The 15892-nt window shown below is 65.0% G+C and carries 16 protein-coding genes; 10 read left to right on the top strand and 6 right to left on the bottom strand.

Annotated elements, in window-relative coordinates; genetic code table 11:
• Positions 1-72 precede the first annotated feature (72 nt).
• Positions 73-1680, top strand: a complete 1608-nt coding sequence (gene ushA, locus A5892_RS01475) for a bifunctional UDP-sugar hydrolase/5'-nucleotidase UshA (protein ID WP_064121280.1) — start codon at positions 73-75, stop codon at positions 1678-1680.
• A gap of 58 nt (positions 1681-1738) precedes the next feature.
• Here ushA and A5892_RS01480 read toward each other — a convergent pair whose 3' ends face one another.
• Both A5892_RS01480 and A5892_RS01485 read right to left on the bottom strand, forming a co-directional pair.
• A complete protein-coding gene (locus A5892_RS01480; RefSeq protein ID WP_064121281.1) occupies positions 1739-2590 on the bottom strand; it encodes an SDR family oxidoreductase in 852 nt (283 codons plus the stop codon).
• A gap of 145 nt (positions 2591-2735) precedes the next feature.
• The gene (locus A5892_RS01485) at positions 2736-3275 is read right to left on the bottom strand and encodes a protease inhibitor I42 family protein (protein ID WP_190295643.1); all 540 of its coding nucleotides are present in this window, start codon (positions 3273-3275) and stop codon (positions 2736-2738) included.
• Between the two features lie 323 nt (positions 3276-3598).
• Between A5892_RS01485 and A5892_RS01490 the strand changes: the two genes are divergently transcribed.
• From A5892_RS01490 to A5892_RS01510, 5 genes are all read left to right on the top strand, one after another.
• Complete coding sequence (locus A5892_RS01490) at positions 3599-4522, top strand: LysR family transcriptional regulator (protein ID WP_064121283.1); 924 nt, start codon at positions 3599-3601, stop codon at positions 4520-4522.
• A 98-nt stretch (positions 4523-4620) separates the two neighbouring features.
• On the top strand, positions 4621-6408 hold the full coding sequence (gene dld / locus A5892_RS01495) for a D-lactate dehydrogenase (RefSeq protein ID WP_064121284.1): 1788 nt from the start codon (positions 4621-4623) through the stop codon (positions 6406-6408).
• A 294-nt stretch (positions 6409-6702) separates the two neighbouring features.
• Positions 6703-7152, top strand: a complete 450-nt coding sequence (gene parS / locus A5892_RS01500) for a type II RES/Xre toxin-antitoxin system antitoxin (RefSeq protein ID WP_064121285.1) — start codon at positions 6703-6705, stop codon at positions 7150-7152.
• The gene (locus A5892_RS01505) at positions 7149-7613 is read left to right on the top strand and encodes an RES family NAD+ phosphorylase (RefSeq protein ID WP_064121286.1); all 465 of its coding nucleotides are present in this window, start codon (positions 7149-7151) and stop codon (positions 7611-7613) included. The genes parS and A5892_RS01505 overlap by 4 nt, the downstream gene beginning before the upstream one ends.
• 380 nt (positions 7614-7993) lie before the next feature.
• Entirely contained in the window at positions 7994-8326 is a 333-nt protein-coding gene (locus A5892_RS01510; protein WP_064121287.1) for a hypothetical protein, read from the top strand.
• A 64-nt stretch (positions 8327-8390) separates the two neighbouring features.
• On the opposite strand, the gene A5892_RS01515 is transcribed toward A5892_RS01510, so the two are convergent.
• The 4 genes from A5892_RS01515 to A5892_RS01530 all read right to left on the bottom strand — a co-directional run bounded on the left by A5892_RS01515 (position 8391) and on the right by A5892_RS01530 (position 12538).
• On the bottom strand, positions 8391-9509 hold the full coding sequence (locus tag A5892_RS01515) for a glycerophosphodiester phosphodiesterase (protein ID WP_064121288.1): 1119 nt from the start codon (positions 9507-9509) through the stop codon (positions 8391-8393).
• Between the two features lie 78 nt (positions 9510-9587).
• Entirely contained in the window at positions 9588-10916 is a 1329-nt protein-coding gene (locus A5892_RS01520) for an NAD(P)/FAD-dependent oxidoreductase (RefSeq protein ID WP_064121289.1), read from the bottom strand.
• A gap of 47 nt (positions 10917-10963) precedes the next feature.
• A complete protein-coding gene (locus tag A5892_RS01525; RefSeq protein ID WP_223302760.1) occupies positions 10964-11689 on the bottom strand; it encodes an SDR family NAD(P)-dependent oxidoreductase in 726 nt (241 codons plus the stop codon).
• A 30-nt stretch (positions 11690-11719) separates the two neighbouring features.
• A complete protein-coding gene (locus A5892_RS01530; protein ID WP_064121290.1) occupies positions 11720-12538 on the bottom strand; it encodes an IclR family transcriptional regulator in 819 nt (272 codons plus the stop codon).
• 224 nt (positions 12539-12762) lie between these two features.
• On the opposite strand from A5892_RS01530, the gene A5892_RS01535 reads away from it, so the two are divergent.
• From A5892_RS01535 to A5892_RS01550, 4 genes are read left to right on the top strand one after another with little or no spacing between them, the layout of a single operon-like run.
• Positions 12763-13587, top strand: a complete 825-nt coding sequence (locus A5892_RS01535; RefSeq protein ID WP_064121291.1) for a transporter substrate-binding domain-containing protein — start codon at positions 12763-12765, stop codon at positions 13585-13587.
• Between the two features lie 11 nt (positions 13588-13598).
• Positions 13599-14315, top strand: a complete 717-nt coding sequence (locus tag A5892_RS01540) for an amino acid ABC transporter permease (RefSeq protein WP_064121292.1) — start codon at positions 13599-13601, stop codon at positions 14313-14315.
• A 1-nt stretch (position 14316) separates the two neighbouring features.
• Complete coding sequence (locus A5892_RS01545; protein ID WP_082890213.1) at positions 14317-15129, top strand: amino acid ABC transporter permease; 813 nt, start codon at positions 14317-14319, stop codon at positions 15127-15129.
• Positions 15126-15875 carry an amino acid ABC transporter ATP-binding protein gene (locus tag A5892_RS01550; RefSeq protein ID WP_027351030.1) on the top strand — a complete coding sequence of 250 codons (750 nt, stop codon included), beginning with the start codon at positions 15126-15128 and terminating at the stop codon, positions 15873-15875. The genes A5892_RS01545 and A5892_RS01550 overlap by 4 nt, the downstream gene beginning before the upstream one ends.
• The last annotated feature ends 17 nt before the right edge of the window (positions 15876-15892 follow it).

Raw genomic sequence — 15892 nt, forward strand, 5'->3', positions numbered from 1 at the left:
AGTAGCGCGATGGCGCTATAGCGACGACCACTATCAACGATAACGACGATCAACGCTGGGAACGCTCCACACATGCGCTCGTACAGGATCATTGCACTCCTCGTTTCGCTTTGGGCACTCACCGCCTGCGCCCATTCCCCGACGACCGCCAGCGAGCCGGTACGGTTCACCGTGCTGCACACCAACGATCACCATGGCCGCTTCTGGCGCAATGACGATGGAGAGTACGGCCTCTCCGCGCAGAAGACCCTGGTCGATTCGATCCGCGCCGAGGTCCAGGCGCAAGGCGGCCAAGTGTTGCTGCTCTCCGGCGGCGATATCAATACCGGCGTGCCGGCCTCGGACCTGCAGGACGCCGAGCCGGACTTTCGCGGCATGAGGATGATCGGCTACGACGCCATGGCGCTCGGCAACCATGAGTTCGACAATCCACCCGAGGTGCTCGCCCGCCAGGCCGAGTGGGCTGGCTTTCCGCTGCTCTCGGCCAACATCTACCATGCCGGTAGCGGGCAACACGCCTACCAGCCCTATGCGCTGTTCGATCTCGGCGGCATCGAGGTGGCAGTGATCGGCTTGACCACCGAGGACACCCCCAGGCTGGTCAATGGCAGCAACACCACGGGGCTCGAGTTTCGCGATCCCAAGCAGGAAGCGCGCCGGATGATCGACCAGCTCGAGCGCGAGGCGAAACCGGATGTGATCATCGCCGCGACCCACATGGGTCATTACGATAACGGCGAGCACGGCGCCAATGCACCAGGCGATGTCGAGCTGGCACGCTCGCTGCCCGCGGGGGCGCTATCGATGATCGTCGGCGGCCACTCGCAGAATCCGGTATGCATGGAGGAGGAGAACCGCAAGGATCCCGACTACCTGCCCGGCACGCCCTGCGCGCCGGATCGCCAGAATGGCACCTGGATCGTCCAGGCCCATGAATGGGGCAAATACGTCGGCCGTGCGGATTTCGTCTACCGCGACGGCACGCTCGAGCTCGAACGCTACCGGCTGATTCCGGTCAATCTCGGCCATGAGGTCGAGGGTAACTGGGTGCTGTTCGAATCCCTCATTCCCGAATCGGCCGACATGCTCGCCCTGCTGGCCCCTTATCAGGAGCGAGCGGGCGAAGAACTGCAGCGCCGGGTCGGCGAAGTCGATGCCAGGCTCGAGGGCAATCGCACCCAGGTGCGCTCGCGCCAGACCGACCTCGCCCAGCTGATTCTCGCCGCTTTCATCGAACGTGCCGATGCCGATCTCGCGGTGCTCAACGGCGGCGGTATCCGCGACTCGATCGAGGCCGGCGAGATCAGCTACGAAGATCTGCTTCGGGTCCATCCATTCGCCAATCAGCTGGCCTACGTGGATCTCGACGGTGCCGAGCTCGCCGAGTACCTCGCCACGGTCAGTGCGATCCCGCCCGGCAGCGGCGGCTACGCCCAGCTGCGCGGCGTTGGCCGGCTCGAGGATGGACGCTTCACGATAGACGGTGGGCCACTCGACCCAGAACGCCGCTATCGGCTGGCGACGCTCGACTTCGCCGCGCAGGGCGGCGACGGCTATCCCGCGCTCAGCCAGCATCCCAGCTACGTCGATACCGGCTTCACCGACGCCCAGGTGGTACGCGACTATGTCGAGCGCCACAATCCGCTACGCGCCGCGGACTTCGCGCCCGCTGGGCTTTGAAAGCGACCACGCCCGCGACGACGTCGCGGGCGTGGCGGAGACTGATTGAATTGAGCGCTCAGCAGTTGAGCACGGTGCCGCCGTTGAGGTGGATGGTCTGGCCGCTCATGTACGAGCTCTCGACGCTGGCGAGGTAAACGTAGGCCGGAGCGATCTCCGAAGGTTGGCCGGCGCGCTTCATCGGCGTCTGGGCACCGAAGGTAGTGACGCTCTCGTCGCCCATCGTCGACGGGATCAAAGGTGTCCAGATCGGTCCCGGCGCGACCGCGTTGATCCGGATGCCCTGCTCGGCCAACGGCTCGGCGAGCGAACGCACCAGCCCCTGGATCGCCCCCTTGGTCGCCGAGTAGTCGATCAGCCCGGGGTTGCCCTTGAACGCGTTGATCGAGGAGGTGCAGATGATCGTATCCCCCTCGCCAAGATGATCGAGCGCCGCCTTGATGGTGTAGAAGTGGCTGAAGATATTGGTGCGGAAAGTGCTCTCCAGCTGCTCGTCGCTGATCTCGCGAATGTCGTCGAGCTGCATCTGTTCGGCTGCGTTGTTGACCAGTACGTTGAGCGCGCCGAACTCGCTCACCGTGCGCTCGACCAGCTCGCGGCAGAACGAAGGCTTGCGCACATCGCCTGGCAGCAGCAGGCACTGGGCGCCCTCACGCTCGACCATGTCGCGGGTCGCCTCGGCGTCCTCGGTCTCGGATAGATAGTTGATCGCCACCGCTGCGCCTTCGCGGGCGAAGTGCACCGCCACTGCGCGACCGATACCGCTATCGCCACCGGTGATCAGCGCGACCTTGCCGGCGAGCTTGCCGGTGCCCTGGTAGCTGTCGCGAATCACCTCTGGCAGCGGAGTCATCTCCGACTCGATGCCCGGCGGGGTCTGCGGCTGGCTTTGAAACGTTCGTTCGCTCATCGTGCAATCTCCCTATTGCGGATGAATGGATAGCCTGACTGGCTCCACTAACCCTAGGAGAGTCCAGCCCAAGCGCAAGCCCACGGCGACCTCGCATCGCAAATCGCCCAGGCCGCCAGCCTCCATGCCGGCGTGGAGGAGCGCCTTAGTTGGCGCGTATCTCGATCGGGCAGATGAAAAGCCCGGCCGGCTCGGCCTGCTCCTCCCAGGGACGATGGTAGATCAACCGCAGGCTGCCCTGGCCGGCCCGCATCGCCTCGAAGCGCCAGTCGTAGACCAGCGGCGCACCGACCGCATCTGAGTCCGAGGCTTCATCGGCACGCGGTGCGCTGAGCAGGCGCAGCCCTTCGGGGCGATCATCGAGCTGCCACAGGTAACCGGTGCTTGGATTGCCGGGCAGAAGTAGCGACAGCCGCTCTCCCGTGGTCAGCACCAGCGGCTCGCAGCGCCCCTGGTCGTCGACGGTCAACACCTGGTCGGCATCGATCGTATAGGCGCTCGGGTCGCCCGCCCCCGCCCCGCGCGACTGATCCATCAGTTCAGGGTCGGCGAAGGCCGGGCGCGGAGCGTCACCGACCGCAACCGGCGCCTCGTCGCCACCACCGCCGAGCAGCGCACAGCCGCCCAGGCCAAGCAAACCGAATACCGTCATTGCCTGGAGCATCGCCTTGCATCGTTGATTCATCCGCCACATCCCTTGTCGATAACCTGACGCGCCCTGCGCACACCATGTATTGCGTGCGTGGGAGGGTAAGCGAAGCGATCGATGACGTCGACCGCTCGTTCGGCCTTGCCGAAAAGCGGCGCCGCTCCCATGCTGTGGGCTCGCGTTGTCATCGCCCTCATATCTCACGGTCATCCAGATGACGCTGCAACAGCTCAGCTACTTTCTCGCCGCGATGAAGCGATCGATGACGTCGACCGCTCGTTCGGCCTTGCCGAAAAGCGGCGCCGCTCCCATGCTGTGGGCTCGCGTTGTCACCGCTCCCATATCTCACGGTCATCCAGATGACGCTGCAACAGCTCAGCTACTTTCTCGCCGCGATCGAGCACGGCACCTTGTCCAAGGCCGCCGAGGCGCTGCGCCTGTCGCAGCCGAGCCTCTCCGAACAGATCATCCGGCTCGAGGAGTCGCTCGGGGCGACGCTGTTCGTACGCACCAACCGCCGGCTGCAGCTCACCGAGGCCGGGCGCAGGCTGGAGCCGTTCGCCCAGGCAACGCTCAGCGCGGCGCGCCAGGGGCACGATGCGGTGCAGTCGTATCGCTCGCTCAGCGGCGGGGTGGCGAGCTTCGGCACCTTCGGCAGCGCCCATCACTATTTCCTCACCGAGCTGGTCACCGTGTTCCGCCAGCGCTACCCGGAAATGCGGCTGAGACTGCTCGGCTACAACTCCTCCGAGGTCGCTCGCGCGGTCAGCGACGGCGAGCTGGAGGCGGGATTGGTGATGCTGCCCGTCGACGAGCGCAACCTGAAGGTGAACGAACCGGTGTGGTCGGCGCGGGTCGGCTATCTGAGCGCGGACCCGGCGCGGCTCGAGGGCGCCAAGACCATCGAGGACCTTGCCCGCGCACCGCTGATCCTGACCGAAGCGCGCTGGTGCCATGGCGATCCGGTGCGCCGGTTGCTCAATGCCCGAGCCCACGCGGCGGGCGTCGCGCTCGAGGCATTGATCGAGGTCGAACACCAGGCCACCGGCTTCGAACTCGCCGCCCGGGGCCTGGGCGACATGATCGCGACTCGGCCGATCCTCCATCACCTCGGCTACCAGGATCGACTCGGCTGGGTGCCGATCGAACCACCGCTGTTCGAGGTGTTCGCCTTCATCCAGCGCCACGACACCCCCATCTCACCTGCTACCCGGGTGCTGATCGCGCTGATGCGCGAGCAGCTGGAGAACATCCAGCGCCGCTATGCCGAGCTCGAGCGTTAGCCCGGCGTACATGCCCCGGTTGGAGATTTCGCCACGGCAGGCCAGTATGTAGACAGCCCCAAGGCACCGTTCACCTTCGCAGTGGAGCCCGTCCGATCATGTCCGAACAGCATGCGACCCTTTCGACCTCCCCTTTCACCGCCTCACCCTCCGACGCCCGCCAGCGGCTGCTCGAGCGCCTCAAGGCGATCGTCGGCCCGCGGGAGACGCTCACCGACGCGCGCAGCACGCGACGCTATCGCAAGGGCTTCCGCTTCGGCGAGGGCCGTGCGCTGGCGGTGGTGCGCCCCGGCTCGCTGATCGAACAGTGGCGGGTGGTGAAGGCCTGCGTCGAGGCGGACGTGATCGTGATCATGCAGGCCGCCAACACCGGGCTGACCGGCGGCTCGACCCCGGATGGCAACGACTACGACCGCGACATCGTGATCATCAGCACCCTGCGCATGGACCGCCTGCACCTGATCCGCGACGCACGCCAGGTGATCTGTTTCCCCGGCGCGACCCTCTACGGCCTCGAACGCGCACTGCGCCCGCTCGACCGCGAGCCGCACTCGGTGATCGGCTCCTCCTGCATCGGCGCCTCGGTATTCGGCGGGGTATCGAACAACTCAGGCGGTGCGCTGGTCCAGCGCGGCCCCGCCTACACCGAGCTTGCGCTCTACGCCCAGCTCAATGCCGACGGCCAGCTCGAGCTGGTCAACCATCTCGGCATCCGGCTCGGCGACGAGCCGGAGGAGATCCTCGCCCGGCTCGAACGCGGAGACTTCAAGGACGAGGACATCTCAAGCGATGCGGGCGCCGCCTCCGACCCCGAGTACCGCGACCATGTCCGCGAGATCGATGCCGAGACCCCGGCGCGGTTCAACGCCGACCCACGGCGCCTGCACGAAGCCTCGGGCTGCGCCGGCAAGCTTGCGCTGTTCGCGGTGCGACTCGACACCTTCCCGGCGGCCAAGGGCGCCAAGGTGTTCTATATCGGCACCAACTCGACCGCGGAACTCACCGAGCTGCGCCGCGCGCTGCTCGCCCCGGGACGCGAGCTGCCGATCGCCGGCGAGTACCTGCACCGCGACGCCTTCGACATCGCCGAGACCTACGGCAAAGACACCTTCCTGATGATCCAGCGCTTCGGCACCGACCGGATGCCGGCGATCTTCGCTTTCAAAGGCGCCGTCGACGCCTTCTTCGAGCGCTTGAAGATCTTCCCCGACCAGATCACCGACCGCGTCGGCCAGTGGCTCTCGCGGCTCTTTCCCAGCCACCTGCCCGCACGCATGAAGGAGTACCGCGATCGCTTCGAGCATCACCTGATGCTCAAGGTCCCCGCGGAGGAAGTCGCATCGACCCGCGCACTGCTCGGCGAGCTATTCCCCGGCACAGGCGGAGCGTTCTTCGAATGCAACGACGAAGAGGGCAGCAAGGCCTTCCTCCATCGCTTCGCCGCCGCCGGCGCAGCGATCCGCTACCGCACCATGCACGCTCGCGAAGTCGAAGACATCGTCGCCCTCGACATCGCGCTCAAGCGCAACGAACGCGACTGGTTCGAGACCCTGCCGGCCGAGATCGAATCCAAACTGGTCAAGAAGCTCTACTACGGCCACTTCCTCTGCCACGTCTTCCACCAGGACTACGTCGTCGCCAAGGGCACCGACTGCCTCGCTCTCGAGCACCAGATGTGGGCACTGCTCGACCAGCGCGGCGCCGAATACCCCGCCGAGCACAACGTCGGCCACCTCTACCGCGCTAAACCCGCGCTGCGCGAGTTCTACCAAAAGCTCGACCCCTGCAACTGCCTCAACCCCGGCATCGGCCAAACGCCCAAGGCGAAGCATTGGGGGCATGCACCGGCCAAAGCGGCCGCAAGCGACGAACCGGTCAACGGATAGCGTTCGAATCACCGGTGCCTGGCCGACCTGCCCGCCGTTCGTGGTGAGCCGAGCCTTCATCATCATCGCCGTCTCGCGAGAGGCCAGGAGGCGAGAGTCGAACCACGATCCAGCCGCCTCGGGCGAATTGGTCCAGCCCGCGAATCCCTGCTGAGAGCTGAATGCTCGCCATCGAGCTGTCGACTATCGACTTTCCATCGTTGCTACCTCGCACACCCGCATGGGGCGTTGCTTGTCGGCCCTCTAACCAACTGATAGGTTATAGATATATCAACTGATAGAACGGAGGTAGCGATGGTCACCTCGCTCGAGCAGGATCAAACTGGTCGCGATACCGGCACCAGCTTCTGGAAGAGGGTGGGCATCCCTCCCCGTGGCGCAGGACTGCACCAAGCCTTGCGGGATGGCATCCCCTACACGGTCTATACGCGGCTGGCCTCGATGGCGGGCTTGGAACACAAGGAGCTGGCCAAATATGTCGTCATTCCCCAGGCCACACTGCAGCGCCGGGCCAAGCTAGGCCGGTTCAAACAGGACGAGGGCGACAGGCTATACCGCTTCGCCGAAGTGCTGGAGGCAGCGACGGCGCTGTTCGAGGGGGACAAGGAGGGGGCGCGGCAATGGCTTCTTCATCCCGTCCGCGGCCTCGGGGGCAGGCGACCCGTCGAGATGCTCGCTACCTCGGCCGAAGTCGAGGCCGTGCTGGAGCTGATCGGCCGCCTGGAGCATGGCGTAGTGGCATGAACGAGATCCATGCTTACCGCTTGATCAAGAAGAAGTGGCAGGCGAGCGCCTTCGACGGAGAAGGAGCGCGTCTCTTCGGCGGACGCTGGAACAGCCGGGGAAAGTCTTGTGTGTACTTGGCCAGCTCCGAGTCGTTGGCGATGCTGGAGGTGATGGTGCATCTCAACGATTACGGCCTGCTGCGACATTACGCGATTCTGCAGGTGCGGCTCCCGGAAGACGCCATCATTCACCTACCCATCGACCAATTGCCGGATGACTGGCGGGATGAACCGGCCCCACCCTCAACGGCGGAGCTCGGCGATGGCTGGCTGGGAGGTGGCAGCAGCCTGGCACTGGCCGTACCGAGCGTGGTGGTCCCCCGGGAGCTCAATTACCTGCTCAATCCCACGCACCCACTATTCAAACAGATCGCCGCCGATGCTACGGAAATCGACTTCCAGCCAGACGCTCGCCTTTGAGCGATGAGGCGCAGTTCTCCACAGCCTGACTCCAGCCATAGCCTCCCCCTATACGAACCATTCCATTCGCCCCCTTCATCCCCTGGAAGGCCGGCGGGATAGTGATTCCATCGCTATCCCGTCGACAAGATTCCAATAGGGGGAGACGTGGGCACCACTGCGCGCTATTGCATCATCGGCGCTAGAGCCGGTTTTCCTCTCCATGACGGCCCGCATCGAAAGATAGCGGGCTCGTCGCGTCGCTCCACCAAAGTCTCATTCCCATACTCGATCAGAATTGATTCGAGTCAATGAGTGAGAGCCGGCGACGCCCTAGCGTAGGAATTTCCTCTCATCAGGAACGAATGATCGCAAAACAAGGATAAATAAACGGAGGCGATATGAATCCCTTTCTGCACGGTAGCTTATACGGACTGATCATTTGCGCCGTCATTGCCGTACTGGTGGCGCTCTCCCTCTTACTCAACCGGCTGGGCAGCATGACGAAAGACAAGCTAGGCAAGGAGGACGACATTCTTTGGGTGGCAGCGGCCATCGGCCTGGGTGTCGGCGCTTATGGGGTCACTCTGGTCGCGGCACTGCTGATGGAATCCGACCTGCCGGCGAGAATCACCGCGGCGTTGGGCTCCGCGGCGCTCGTCTTTAGTCTTTTCCTCTGGCTCGTCTCGGTCCATGAAAAGAAGAGATCGTATGCGGTGACGAAAAAGATCTGAGGCATGAAAACGCCCGCGCTGATTGCGCGGGCGTCGTCGTCTATGGCGAAGCGATATCGATGAATCAGTAGCCCAGCCGTTCGAGGATCGCGTCGATCGGCTCCGCGGGCGGGCGGCCATAGAAGGCGAGCAGCGCGTCGGTGCGGTTGGTGAAGAAACCGTCGACGCCACCTGCCTGCACCCGGGCGAAGTCCACTTCGTCATCGACGGTGTAGGGATGGATCAGCAGCCCGCGTTGGTGGGCCGCGCGATTCATCCACGGCTGGACCAAGTCGGGGTAGCTCTGCTCGCCACCGGCAGCCAGCGCAACCGAGGGGCCGACGCCGATCGCACCCTGCGCCTTGGCCCAATCGAGCCAAGCGAGGTAGTCCTCCGGTGAACGGACCCGCTGGGCCGCATAGTAGCGTGCCGGATCCTCGCCCTCACCCATCGCTGGGCCGTCCGCGGCGGGGATGTAGCCATCGCCGAGCCATAGCAGCAGGATCTTCGGCACCTCCGGCATCTCACGCTGCAGCGCCTCGAGGCTGGCTTTTTCGAAGGTCTGCAGCACCACCCGCCCAGGCATCGCCGCTACGTTCACCGCACCCTCGCCCTCGGCACGCGGTGCCAGCCAGCCCCGGCTGGCGAGTTTCTCGCGCAGCTCACGCTCGATACCAGGGAACTGGCCTGGCTGCTTGGTCTCGATGTAGAGACCGGGGCGGTTGACGCCGCCCTCGGCGATATCGATCACCTCATCGAGGGTCAGGATCTCGAGCCCGGCGAAGGCATCTCGCGCCCGCTCGGCAAACGCATGGTTGAACCAGGAGCCGGCATCGAGCGACTTGAGCTCCTCGAGGGTGAACGCACTCACCGGCGCATCCACACGGTCAGGGAAGCGCTCGGCCACGTCGCTGGTGCGACCCAGGGTGTCATCGTGCACTGCCACCAGTACTCCATCGGCGGTGCGCTGAAGATCGAGCTCGAGATAATCCGCCCCCTGCTCGCGCGCCAGCAGATAGGCCGCCCGGGTCGACTCGGGTGCATCGAACGACGCCCCGCGATGGGCGATCACCGCCGGACGCGGCAGTCCCAGCCGCTCGGCCAGGGCGATCCCGCCCTCTTCCCTTGGCAGCTCGCCCGGCGTCTGCGCCCCCGCCGTCGAGATCCCAAGACAGATCAAGGCCATCGTCATCATTGTTCTCATCAAAAGGCTCCTGAGGGTGGGTAGCGGTAGCGCTCGTCAGCAGTGTAACGAAGGCTATCGACGAAACCACCGCAGCGGCTAGAGCCAGTGCTGGGCGCGAATCCGCTCACCATCCTCGAAGCGCGACAGCCGAAACGGCCGAGGGTCGACGATCGGCTCGTCCTGGGTCACCAGGTCGGCGACCAACCGACCCGCGGCAGGGGCAATGCCGAAGCCGTGGCCGGAGAAGCCGGTGGCGACGAAGGCGCCCGGCAACCGCTCGACGGGCGAGATCACCGGAATCGCATCCGGCATGGTATCGATCAGCCCTCCCCAGCTCTGCGCCACTTCGAGACCGGCGAAGCCGGGCACCGCGCTGCGGAGCCGCTCGATCATCGCGGCCAGCGCCGGTGCGTGCGGGGCCGGGTCGAGCACCCGCAGGCGTTCATAGATCGATACCGCATCCGCGCGGCCGGGGCGCCAGTGGAAGGCCTCGTCGAAGCTACGCGCGCCGACCCTGAGGCTCAGGCTACGGTGCTCGACCCGATAGGCGGGCAGGAACAGGCGAGCGAAACGCAGGTTGTCCGGGGTCAGCTCGACCAGATTGGTCGCCGAGCTGGCGATCGTCCAGCCGCCGTCCAGGCGCTTGCGGAACGCCACACCGCCGAGGCTGACACAGGGTTCGATCGGCAGTTCGAGCGGCCGGGTGCGAAGCACCGAGGACAGCACCTTGAGCTGCGGCAGACGTTCGCCGACGCCCTGGAGCAGCAGCCGCGACCAGGCACCGCCGGCGACCACTACCGCCTGGCAGTCGATCGCGCCATGCTCGGTGACCACTTGGCCGACCCGACCCGCTTGACGCTCGATGGTACGCACCGCGCAGTGCTGCTGCAGGTTGAGCCCTCGCTCGATCGCCGCCATCGCCATTGCCGGCGCCGCCTTCTGCGGTTCGGCGCGGCCGTCGGCGGGCGTCTCCAGCGCGCCGGCCAAGGGTTCGGCGAGCCCCGGCACGCGCTCGACCACCTCTGCAGGCGACAGCATCCGGCTGTCGAAGCCATGCTCGCGCGCATGTTCGAGCCAGCGCAGATGGCGGTCGCGCTGCTGCTCGTCGCGCGAGGCGTAGAGGATGCCGTGACGACGAAAACCGGTCTCCCGGCCCAGCCGCGCATCCATGCCCTCCCACATCCGCATGCTCGCCTCGATCAACGCCAGCTCGCGAAGATCACGGCCGGTACGCCGGCACCAGCCCCAATTGCGACTCGACTGCTCGGCGGCGATGGAGCCTTTCTCGAGCAACACGGTTTCGATCCCTTTCTCCACCAGCGCAAGGGCGGTCGCGACCCCCACGATACCTCCTCCGATCACCACCACCTCTGCGCGACGCGGCATGCGATCGGAAGAGGGCACTACATCGACGAGCGGCCCCATCGGACATCCTCGTTATTGTCGTTGACGAATTGACGGCACCCGAAGCCTCAGTAGGCGTCTTCGACCGTCCAGTTGACCGGAATCTCGCTGATGCTGGCGCTGCTCGGCAGTTCCAGCACGGTGCGTACGATCCGTGCCAGGTCTTCGGGCTGGGTCATTTGCTCGGGCGCGACCTCGGTCAGCGCAGTGCCCATGTCGGTGGCGACGAAGCCGGGACAGATCGCGGTCGAGCGAATCCTGTGGGGTTCGCCGCACTTGCGCAGTCCATGGGCGAGCGCCAGTACGGCGAACTTGCTCATCGAGTAAAGACTCGAGCGCTCCGCTTTGACCCGCTTGGCGGATAGCGAGGCCAAGGTGACGATCCGCCCCTCGCCGCCAGCTACCAGGTGGGGCCAGAGCTTGCGGGTCAGCCGCATCGGCGCTTTGACGTTGACGTCGAAGGTGGCGTCGAAATCCTCATCACTGGCTTCGAGCACCGAAAGCGGGTTCATCACCCCAGCGTTATGGACCACCGCGTCCAGCCGTCCGAAGCGCGCCAGGGTCTGATCGATCCAGGCTTCATCGGTACTGGGGTCGAGCGCATCGTAGCGACAGGCGATCACCGGCAGCGATGCATCGAGCACGACCTCCTCGGGGCGTCGGCAGCCGAGACTCACCGCCCAGCCGTGGCTGAGCAGTTCTTGCGCGATCGCAGCGCCAATGCCGCGGCTGGCACCGCTGATCATCGCCACGCGGGGCGCCCCGGCGGCGGTATCGATGGTCGTCATGGTCATACGAGCACTCCTGATCGGGTCGAACACGCCTCAGTGCTGGCCGAGTACGCGCTCTGGGGAAGTGAGCCTGCGATCCAGCGGGTTGAGATACGGCTCGATGAGCGCGATCTCCTCGCGCAGCAGAGCGACATAGCGCTCTATCAGTTCAGGATTCAGCCGTGCGGACAGGAAGGTCAGGCTGAGCGAGGCGATCGGCCCGGTCTCGACCACGTGCAACGGCATCGAGATCCCAGCGACGCCGGGCAGCAGTTCGCCGCTGTCGAGCGCATAGCCCTGTACGCGCGTCTGCTCGATCAACTGCCACAGCCTTCCGTCGCTGAGTGCCGGATAGGCAGCGATCCGCGGACGGTTGCGCGCGACGATCTCCTCGCACTGCTCCTGGGGCAGGAAAGCGAGCATCGCCAGGCTGCCGGGCCCGACGCCGAGCGGTACCGAGCCACCGATCGACCCGGTGAGGGTCTGCAGCAGGCAGTCGCCATCGTAGCGATCGATGCACACCGAATCATCGCCATCGCGCGCCATCAGCATCGCGGTCTCACCCGTCGTGCGGCGCATCCGTTCGAGCGCCGGCTGGCACTGGCTGCGCAGTCCCGGACCGTTGGCGGCCTTGGCGCCAAAGACCATCAGCTTGGTCCCGAGCCGATAGCGGCGGCCCTCCGGGTCGCGATTGAGCAACCCATGCTCGACCAGGGCATTGAGAATCCGATGGCAGGTCGGCTTGTTGAGGTTCGAACGCTCACACAGCGATTTCAGCGTCTCGCCCTCGCTACTGCCATCGGCGACCAGATCGAGCAACGCAACGGCACGATCGAGCAGCTGAGCGCCGCTCTTGGCACGAGGTATGGTCATTTCTGCCTCTCCAAAATTCCATAATATGGAATATACAATCGACTTGTGCCGTGATGTGGAATTTTTCTTGACGCAAGAATTAGCATATCGGACGCTAAAGTGCCAATCACAACCATCGATCACCCAACCCGCCACCCTGGTCGAGGCACTGGATCACTGCGCTTGTGACTCGATCACCCCATGCATGGCGACCCTGATAGCAACAACAAAAGGATCTAAGCATCATGTCATTGCGTAACGCACTGCTCGCAAGCCTCTCCGGTGTCCTGCTGCTCGGCTCCCTCGGTGCCCACGCCGATACGCTCGAAGACATCAAGGCGCGTGGCGTGCTCACCGTCGGGATCAAGAACGACTACCAGCCCTACGGCTACCTCAACGACGAAGGCCAGAACGTCGGCTTCGAAATCGAGCTCGCCCGCTACATCGCAGCCGAGCTGCTCGGCTCCCCGGACAAGATCGAGCTGGTGCCCGTGGTTGCGGCCAACCGTACCGAGTTCCTCAACACCGGCCGTATCGACCTGGTGATGGCTACCCTCGGCGTCACCCCTGAACGCGAGAAAGTGATCGACTTCACCGTGCCGTACGTCTCCGCCGCCGGCGCTTCGATACTGGCGCGCAAGGAGGCCAAGTTCACTCAGTGGGAACAGCTGCGCGGCCAGAACGTCTGCGGTATCCAGGGCTCGTTCTTCAACAAGACGGTAACCGAGCAGTACGGCATCCGGCTGGTCAACTTCACCGCCCTGCCGGAAGCCTATCGGGGGCTCAAGGACAATCGCTGCGTAGCGATGGCGTTCGATGACATGAGCCTGCGCAAGAAGCTCGAGGAGCCGGGCTGGGAAGATTACAAAATCGCCGTCGAGCCCTATGAGTACCTGCCGATGGCCGGCGGCGTGCGCAAAGGTGACGAAGCCTTCCTCGAGGCGGTCAACGCCGCGATCGTCAAGGCTGAGGGCGAGAACAAACTGATCGAGTGGGAACGGGACTACGACATGCCCGCCTCCGAATACATCGCCCAGCGCGCCGAAGCCGCACGCTCGGCCAGCGAATGATCGGGTAGCACATGTTCGGATTAGACTTCACTTGGCTGCTCGATCCGACCTACCAGGGATGGTTGGTCGAAGGGGTGTGGATCACCTTGCAACTCGCGGCGGTGTCGTCGCTGGCAGCGTTGGTGATCGGTCTGTTCGGTGCGCTGGGGCTGACTTTGCGGCTCTGGTGGCTGGATGCGCTGATCGAGCTGTTCGTCGAGGTGTTCCGCAACACCCCGCCGCTTTTGCAGATGCTGTTTTTCTACTTCACCCTGACCCAGCTCGGCTTCACCGTCGAAGATCCAGTGACCGGGTTGCAACAGCCGCTGTTCAACGCCTTCTTCTCGGCGTCGGTATCGCTCAGCCTGTTCGGTGGCGCGCTCTGCGTCGAGGCCTTTCGTTCAGGGCTCGACGCCGTACCGAAAGCGACCCTGGAGGCTGCGCGCTCGCTCGGCTACGGTCGCTGGGCGCTGTTTCGTCGCGTGCAGGCACCGATCGCCACACGGATCTGCCTGCCGGGGCTGACCAACGTGCTCACCAACCTGTTCAAGACCACCTCCCAAGCCTCGGTGATCACCGTACCGGAGCTGATGTACGCCGCGGGCCAGGTCTACAACGATACCTTCCGTACCCTGGAGATGATGCTGCTGGTGCTGGTGATCTACGTGGCCCTGGTCAGCCTGCTGAGCTGGGCACTGCTTCGTCTCGAGCGGCTGTTCGCTTATCCAGGCTACGGACAGGGGGTGTGAGATGGTGATCAATCCAAGCTACGAACAGCGCAAACGCCTGCTGCTGATCGGTATCCTGCTGGCGGTGATCGCCCTGGTACTGGGCGACGCCGTCCGCGGTGGCTCAGCCGAGTGGAGCCGGGTGATCGCTCGGCTGCCGCTGCTGTTGACCGGTAGCGCCCAGGGCTGGCCGATCACCGGTGGCTTCCTGCTCAACGTGGTCATGGGTATCGCATCGATGGCGATCGCCACCGCGGTCGGCACGCTGCTGGGACTGTCCCTGCTGGCCCGGCGCAAGCTGGTTCGCCAGCCCGCGTTCGTGGTGATGAACTTCCTGCGCAACGCGCCCTGGTTGGTGGTGCTGTTCGCGATGCTCTACCTGCTGCCCTATCGGCTCACCCTGCTCGGCGTCACGTTCGAATTCTCGCCGCTGGCCAAGGCGATCATCGGCTTGAGCCTGCCTACCGCGGCGAACTTCGCCGAGGTGATCCGCGGCGCGGTGCAGTCGGTGCACGCCGGCCAGTGGGAATCGGCGCGCTCGCTCGGCTACAGCACCGCACAGATCTACCGCCGGGTGATCCTGCCCCAGGCGTTTCGCCGCATGATCCCAGGCTGGATGAACCTCTATGCGCTGCTGATGATCGCGACCTCGCTGGCCACCGTCACCGGGGTGCAGGAGGTCGTCACCCTGCTGCGCACCACGCTTTCGATGGAGAGCGAAACCACGCTCGTCTACTTCTACCTGGCGGTGCTGGCGATGTTCTTCGCGTACTGCTACCCGATCGCTCTGCTCGCCCGTCGACTGGAGAACAAGACCAAGGGAGATTCGCTATGACCTCACGCAGCGAAGCGCTGATCGAGCTCGACGGTGTACGCAAGTCGTTCGGCGATACCGAAGTGCTCAAGGGCATCTCGCTCAACGTCGGCAAGGGCGAGGCGGTCTGCGTGATCGGTCCGTCCGGCTCCGGCAAGTCGACGATCCTGCGCACCATCAACGGCCTGCTGCCCGTCGACGAGGGCTTCATCCGGGTCGGCGAGCATCGTGTCCATGAGTTGCGCAGCGACCGGGAGATGCGCCCGCTGCGCCGCCAAGTGGCGATGGTGTTCCAGCAGTACAACCTGTTCCCCCATCGCACCGTGCTCGAGAACGTCGCCATGGCACCGGTCCAGGTGCTTGGCCACGACCCCGAGGAGGTACGCGAGCGTGCGGTCCGACTGCTCGCCAAGGTGCACCTGGATGGCAAGGAGTCGCGCTATCCCGGCGAACTCTCCGGCGGCCAGCAGCAGCGCGTAGCGATCGCCCGGGCCCTGGCGATGCAGCCGGAGGTCATCTTGTTCGATGAGGTCACCGCGGCGCTCGACCCGGAGACGGTGAAGGGCGTGCTGGAGACCATCCGCGAACTCGTCGTGGAGGGCATGACCTGCGTGCTGGTGACGCACGAGATGCGCTTCGCTCGCGAAGTCTCCCACCGGGTCTGCTTCACCGACCATGGCCGGATCGTCGAGTCCGCGCCGCCCGCCGAGCTGTTCGACGCCCCGCAGGATCCACGCACCCGCGAATTTCTCGCCCAGGTGCTGTGACTTGCCGAAGAGAATCC

Source organism: Halotalea alkalilenta (assembly GCF_001648175.1).
In the GTDB taxonomy this organism is placed as follows: domain Bacteria; phylum Pseudomonadota; class Gammaproteobacteria; order Pseudomonadales; family Halomonadaceae; genus Halotalea; species Halotalea alkalilenta_A.

Bases quoted from the DNA above. Each gene is read 5' to 3' on its own strand.
- dld (WP_064121284.1), top strand. From the start codon at position 4,621: ATGTCCGAACAGCATGCGACCCTTTCGACCTCCCCTTTCACCGCCTCA.
- A5892_RS01525 (WP_223302760.1), bottom strand. From the start codon at position 11,689: ATGACCATGACGACCATCGATACCGCCGCCGGGGCGCCCCGCGTGGCG.
- A5892_RS01540 (WP_064121292.1), top strand. From the start codon at position 13,599: ATGTTCGGATTAGACTTCACTTGGCTGCTCGATCCGACCTACCAGGGA.
- A5892_RS01515 (WP_064121288.1), bottom strand. From the start codon at position 9,509: ATGAGAACAATGATGACGATGGCCTTGATCTGTCTTGGGATCTCGACG.
- A5892_RS01535 (WP_064121291.1), top strand. From the start codon at position 12,763: ATGTCATTGCGTAACGCACTGCTCGCAAGCCTCTCCGGTGTCCTGCTG.
- parS (WP_064121285.1), top strand. From the start codon at position 6,703: ATGGTCACCTCGCTCGAGCAGGATCAAACTGGTCGCGATACCGGCACC.
- A5892_RS01480 (WP_064121281.1), bottom strand. From the start codon at position 2,590: ATGAGCGAACGAACGTTTCAAAGCCAGCCGCAGACCCCGCCGGGCATC.
- A5892_RS01550 (WP_027351030.1), top strand. From the start codon at position 15,126: ATGACCTCACGCAGCGAAGCGCTGATCGAGCTCGACGGTGTACGCAAG.
- A5892_RS01530 (WP_064121290.1), bottom strand. From the start codon at position 12,538: ATGACCATACCTCGTGCCAAGAGCGGCGCTCAGCTGCTCGATCGTGCC.
- ushA (WP_064121280.1), top strand. From the start codon at position 73: ATGCGCTCGTACAGGATCATTGCACTCCTCGTTTCGCTTTGGGCACTC.
- A5892_RS01490 (WP_064121283.1), top strand. From the start codon at position 3,599: ATGACGCTGCAACAGCTCAGCTACTTTCTCGCCGCGATCGAGCACGGC.
- A5892_RS01520 (WP_064121289.1), bottom strand. From the start codon at position 10,916: ATGGGGCCGCTCGTCGATGTAGTGCCCTCTTCCGATCGCATGCCGCGT.
- A5892_RS01545 (WP_082890213.1), top strand. From the start codon at position 14,317: ATGGTGATCAATCCAAGCTACGAACAGCGCAAACGCCTGCTGCTGATC.
- A5892_RS01505 (WP_064121286.1), top strand. From the start codon at position 7,149: ATGAACGAGATCCATGCTTACCGCTTGATCAAGAAGAAGTGGCAGGCG.
- A5892_RS01485 (WP_190295643.1), bottom strand. From the start codon at position 3,275: ATGAATCAACGATGCAAGGCGATGCTCCAGGCAATGACGGTATTCGGT.
- A5892_RS01510 (WP_064121287.1), top strand. From the start codon at position 7,994: ATGAATCCCTTTCTGCACGGTAGCTTATACGGACTGATCATTTGCGCC.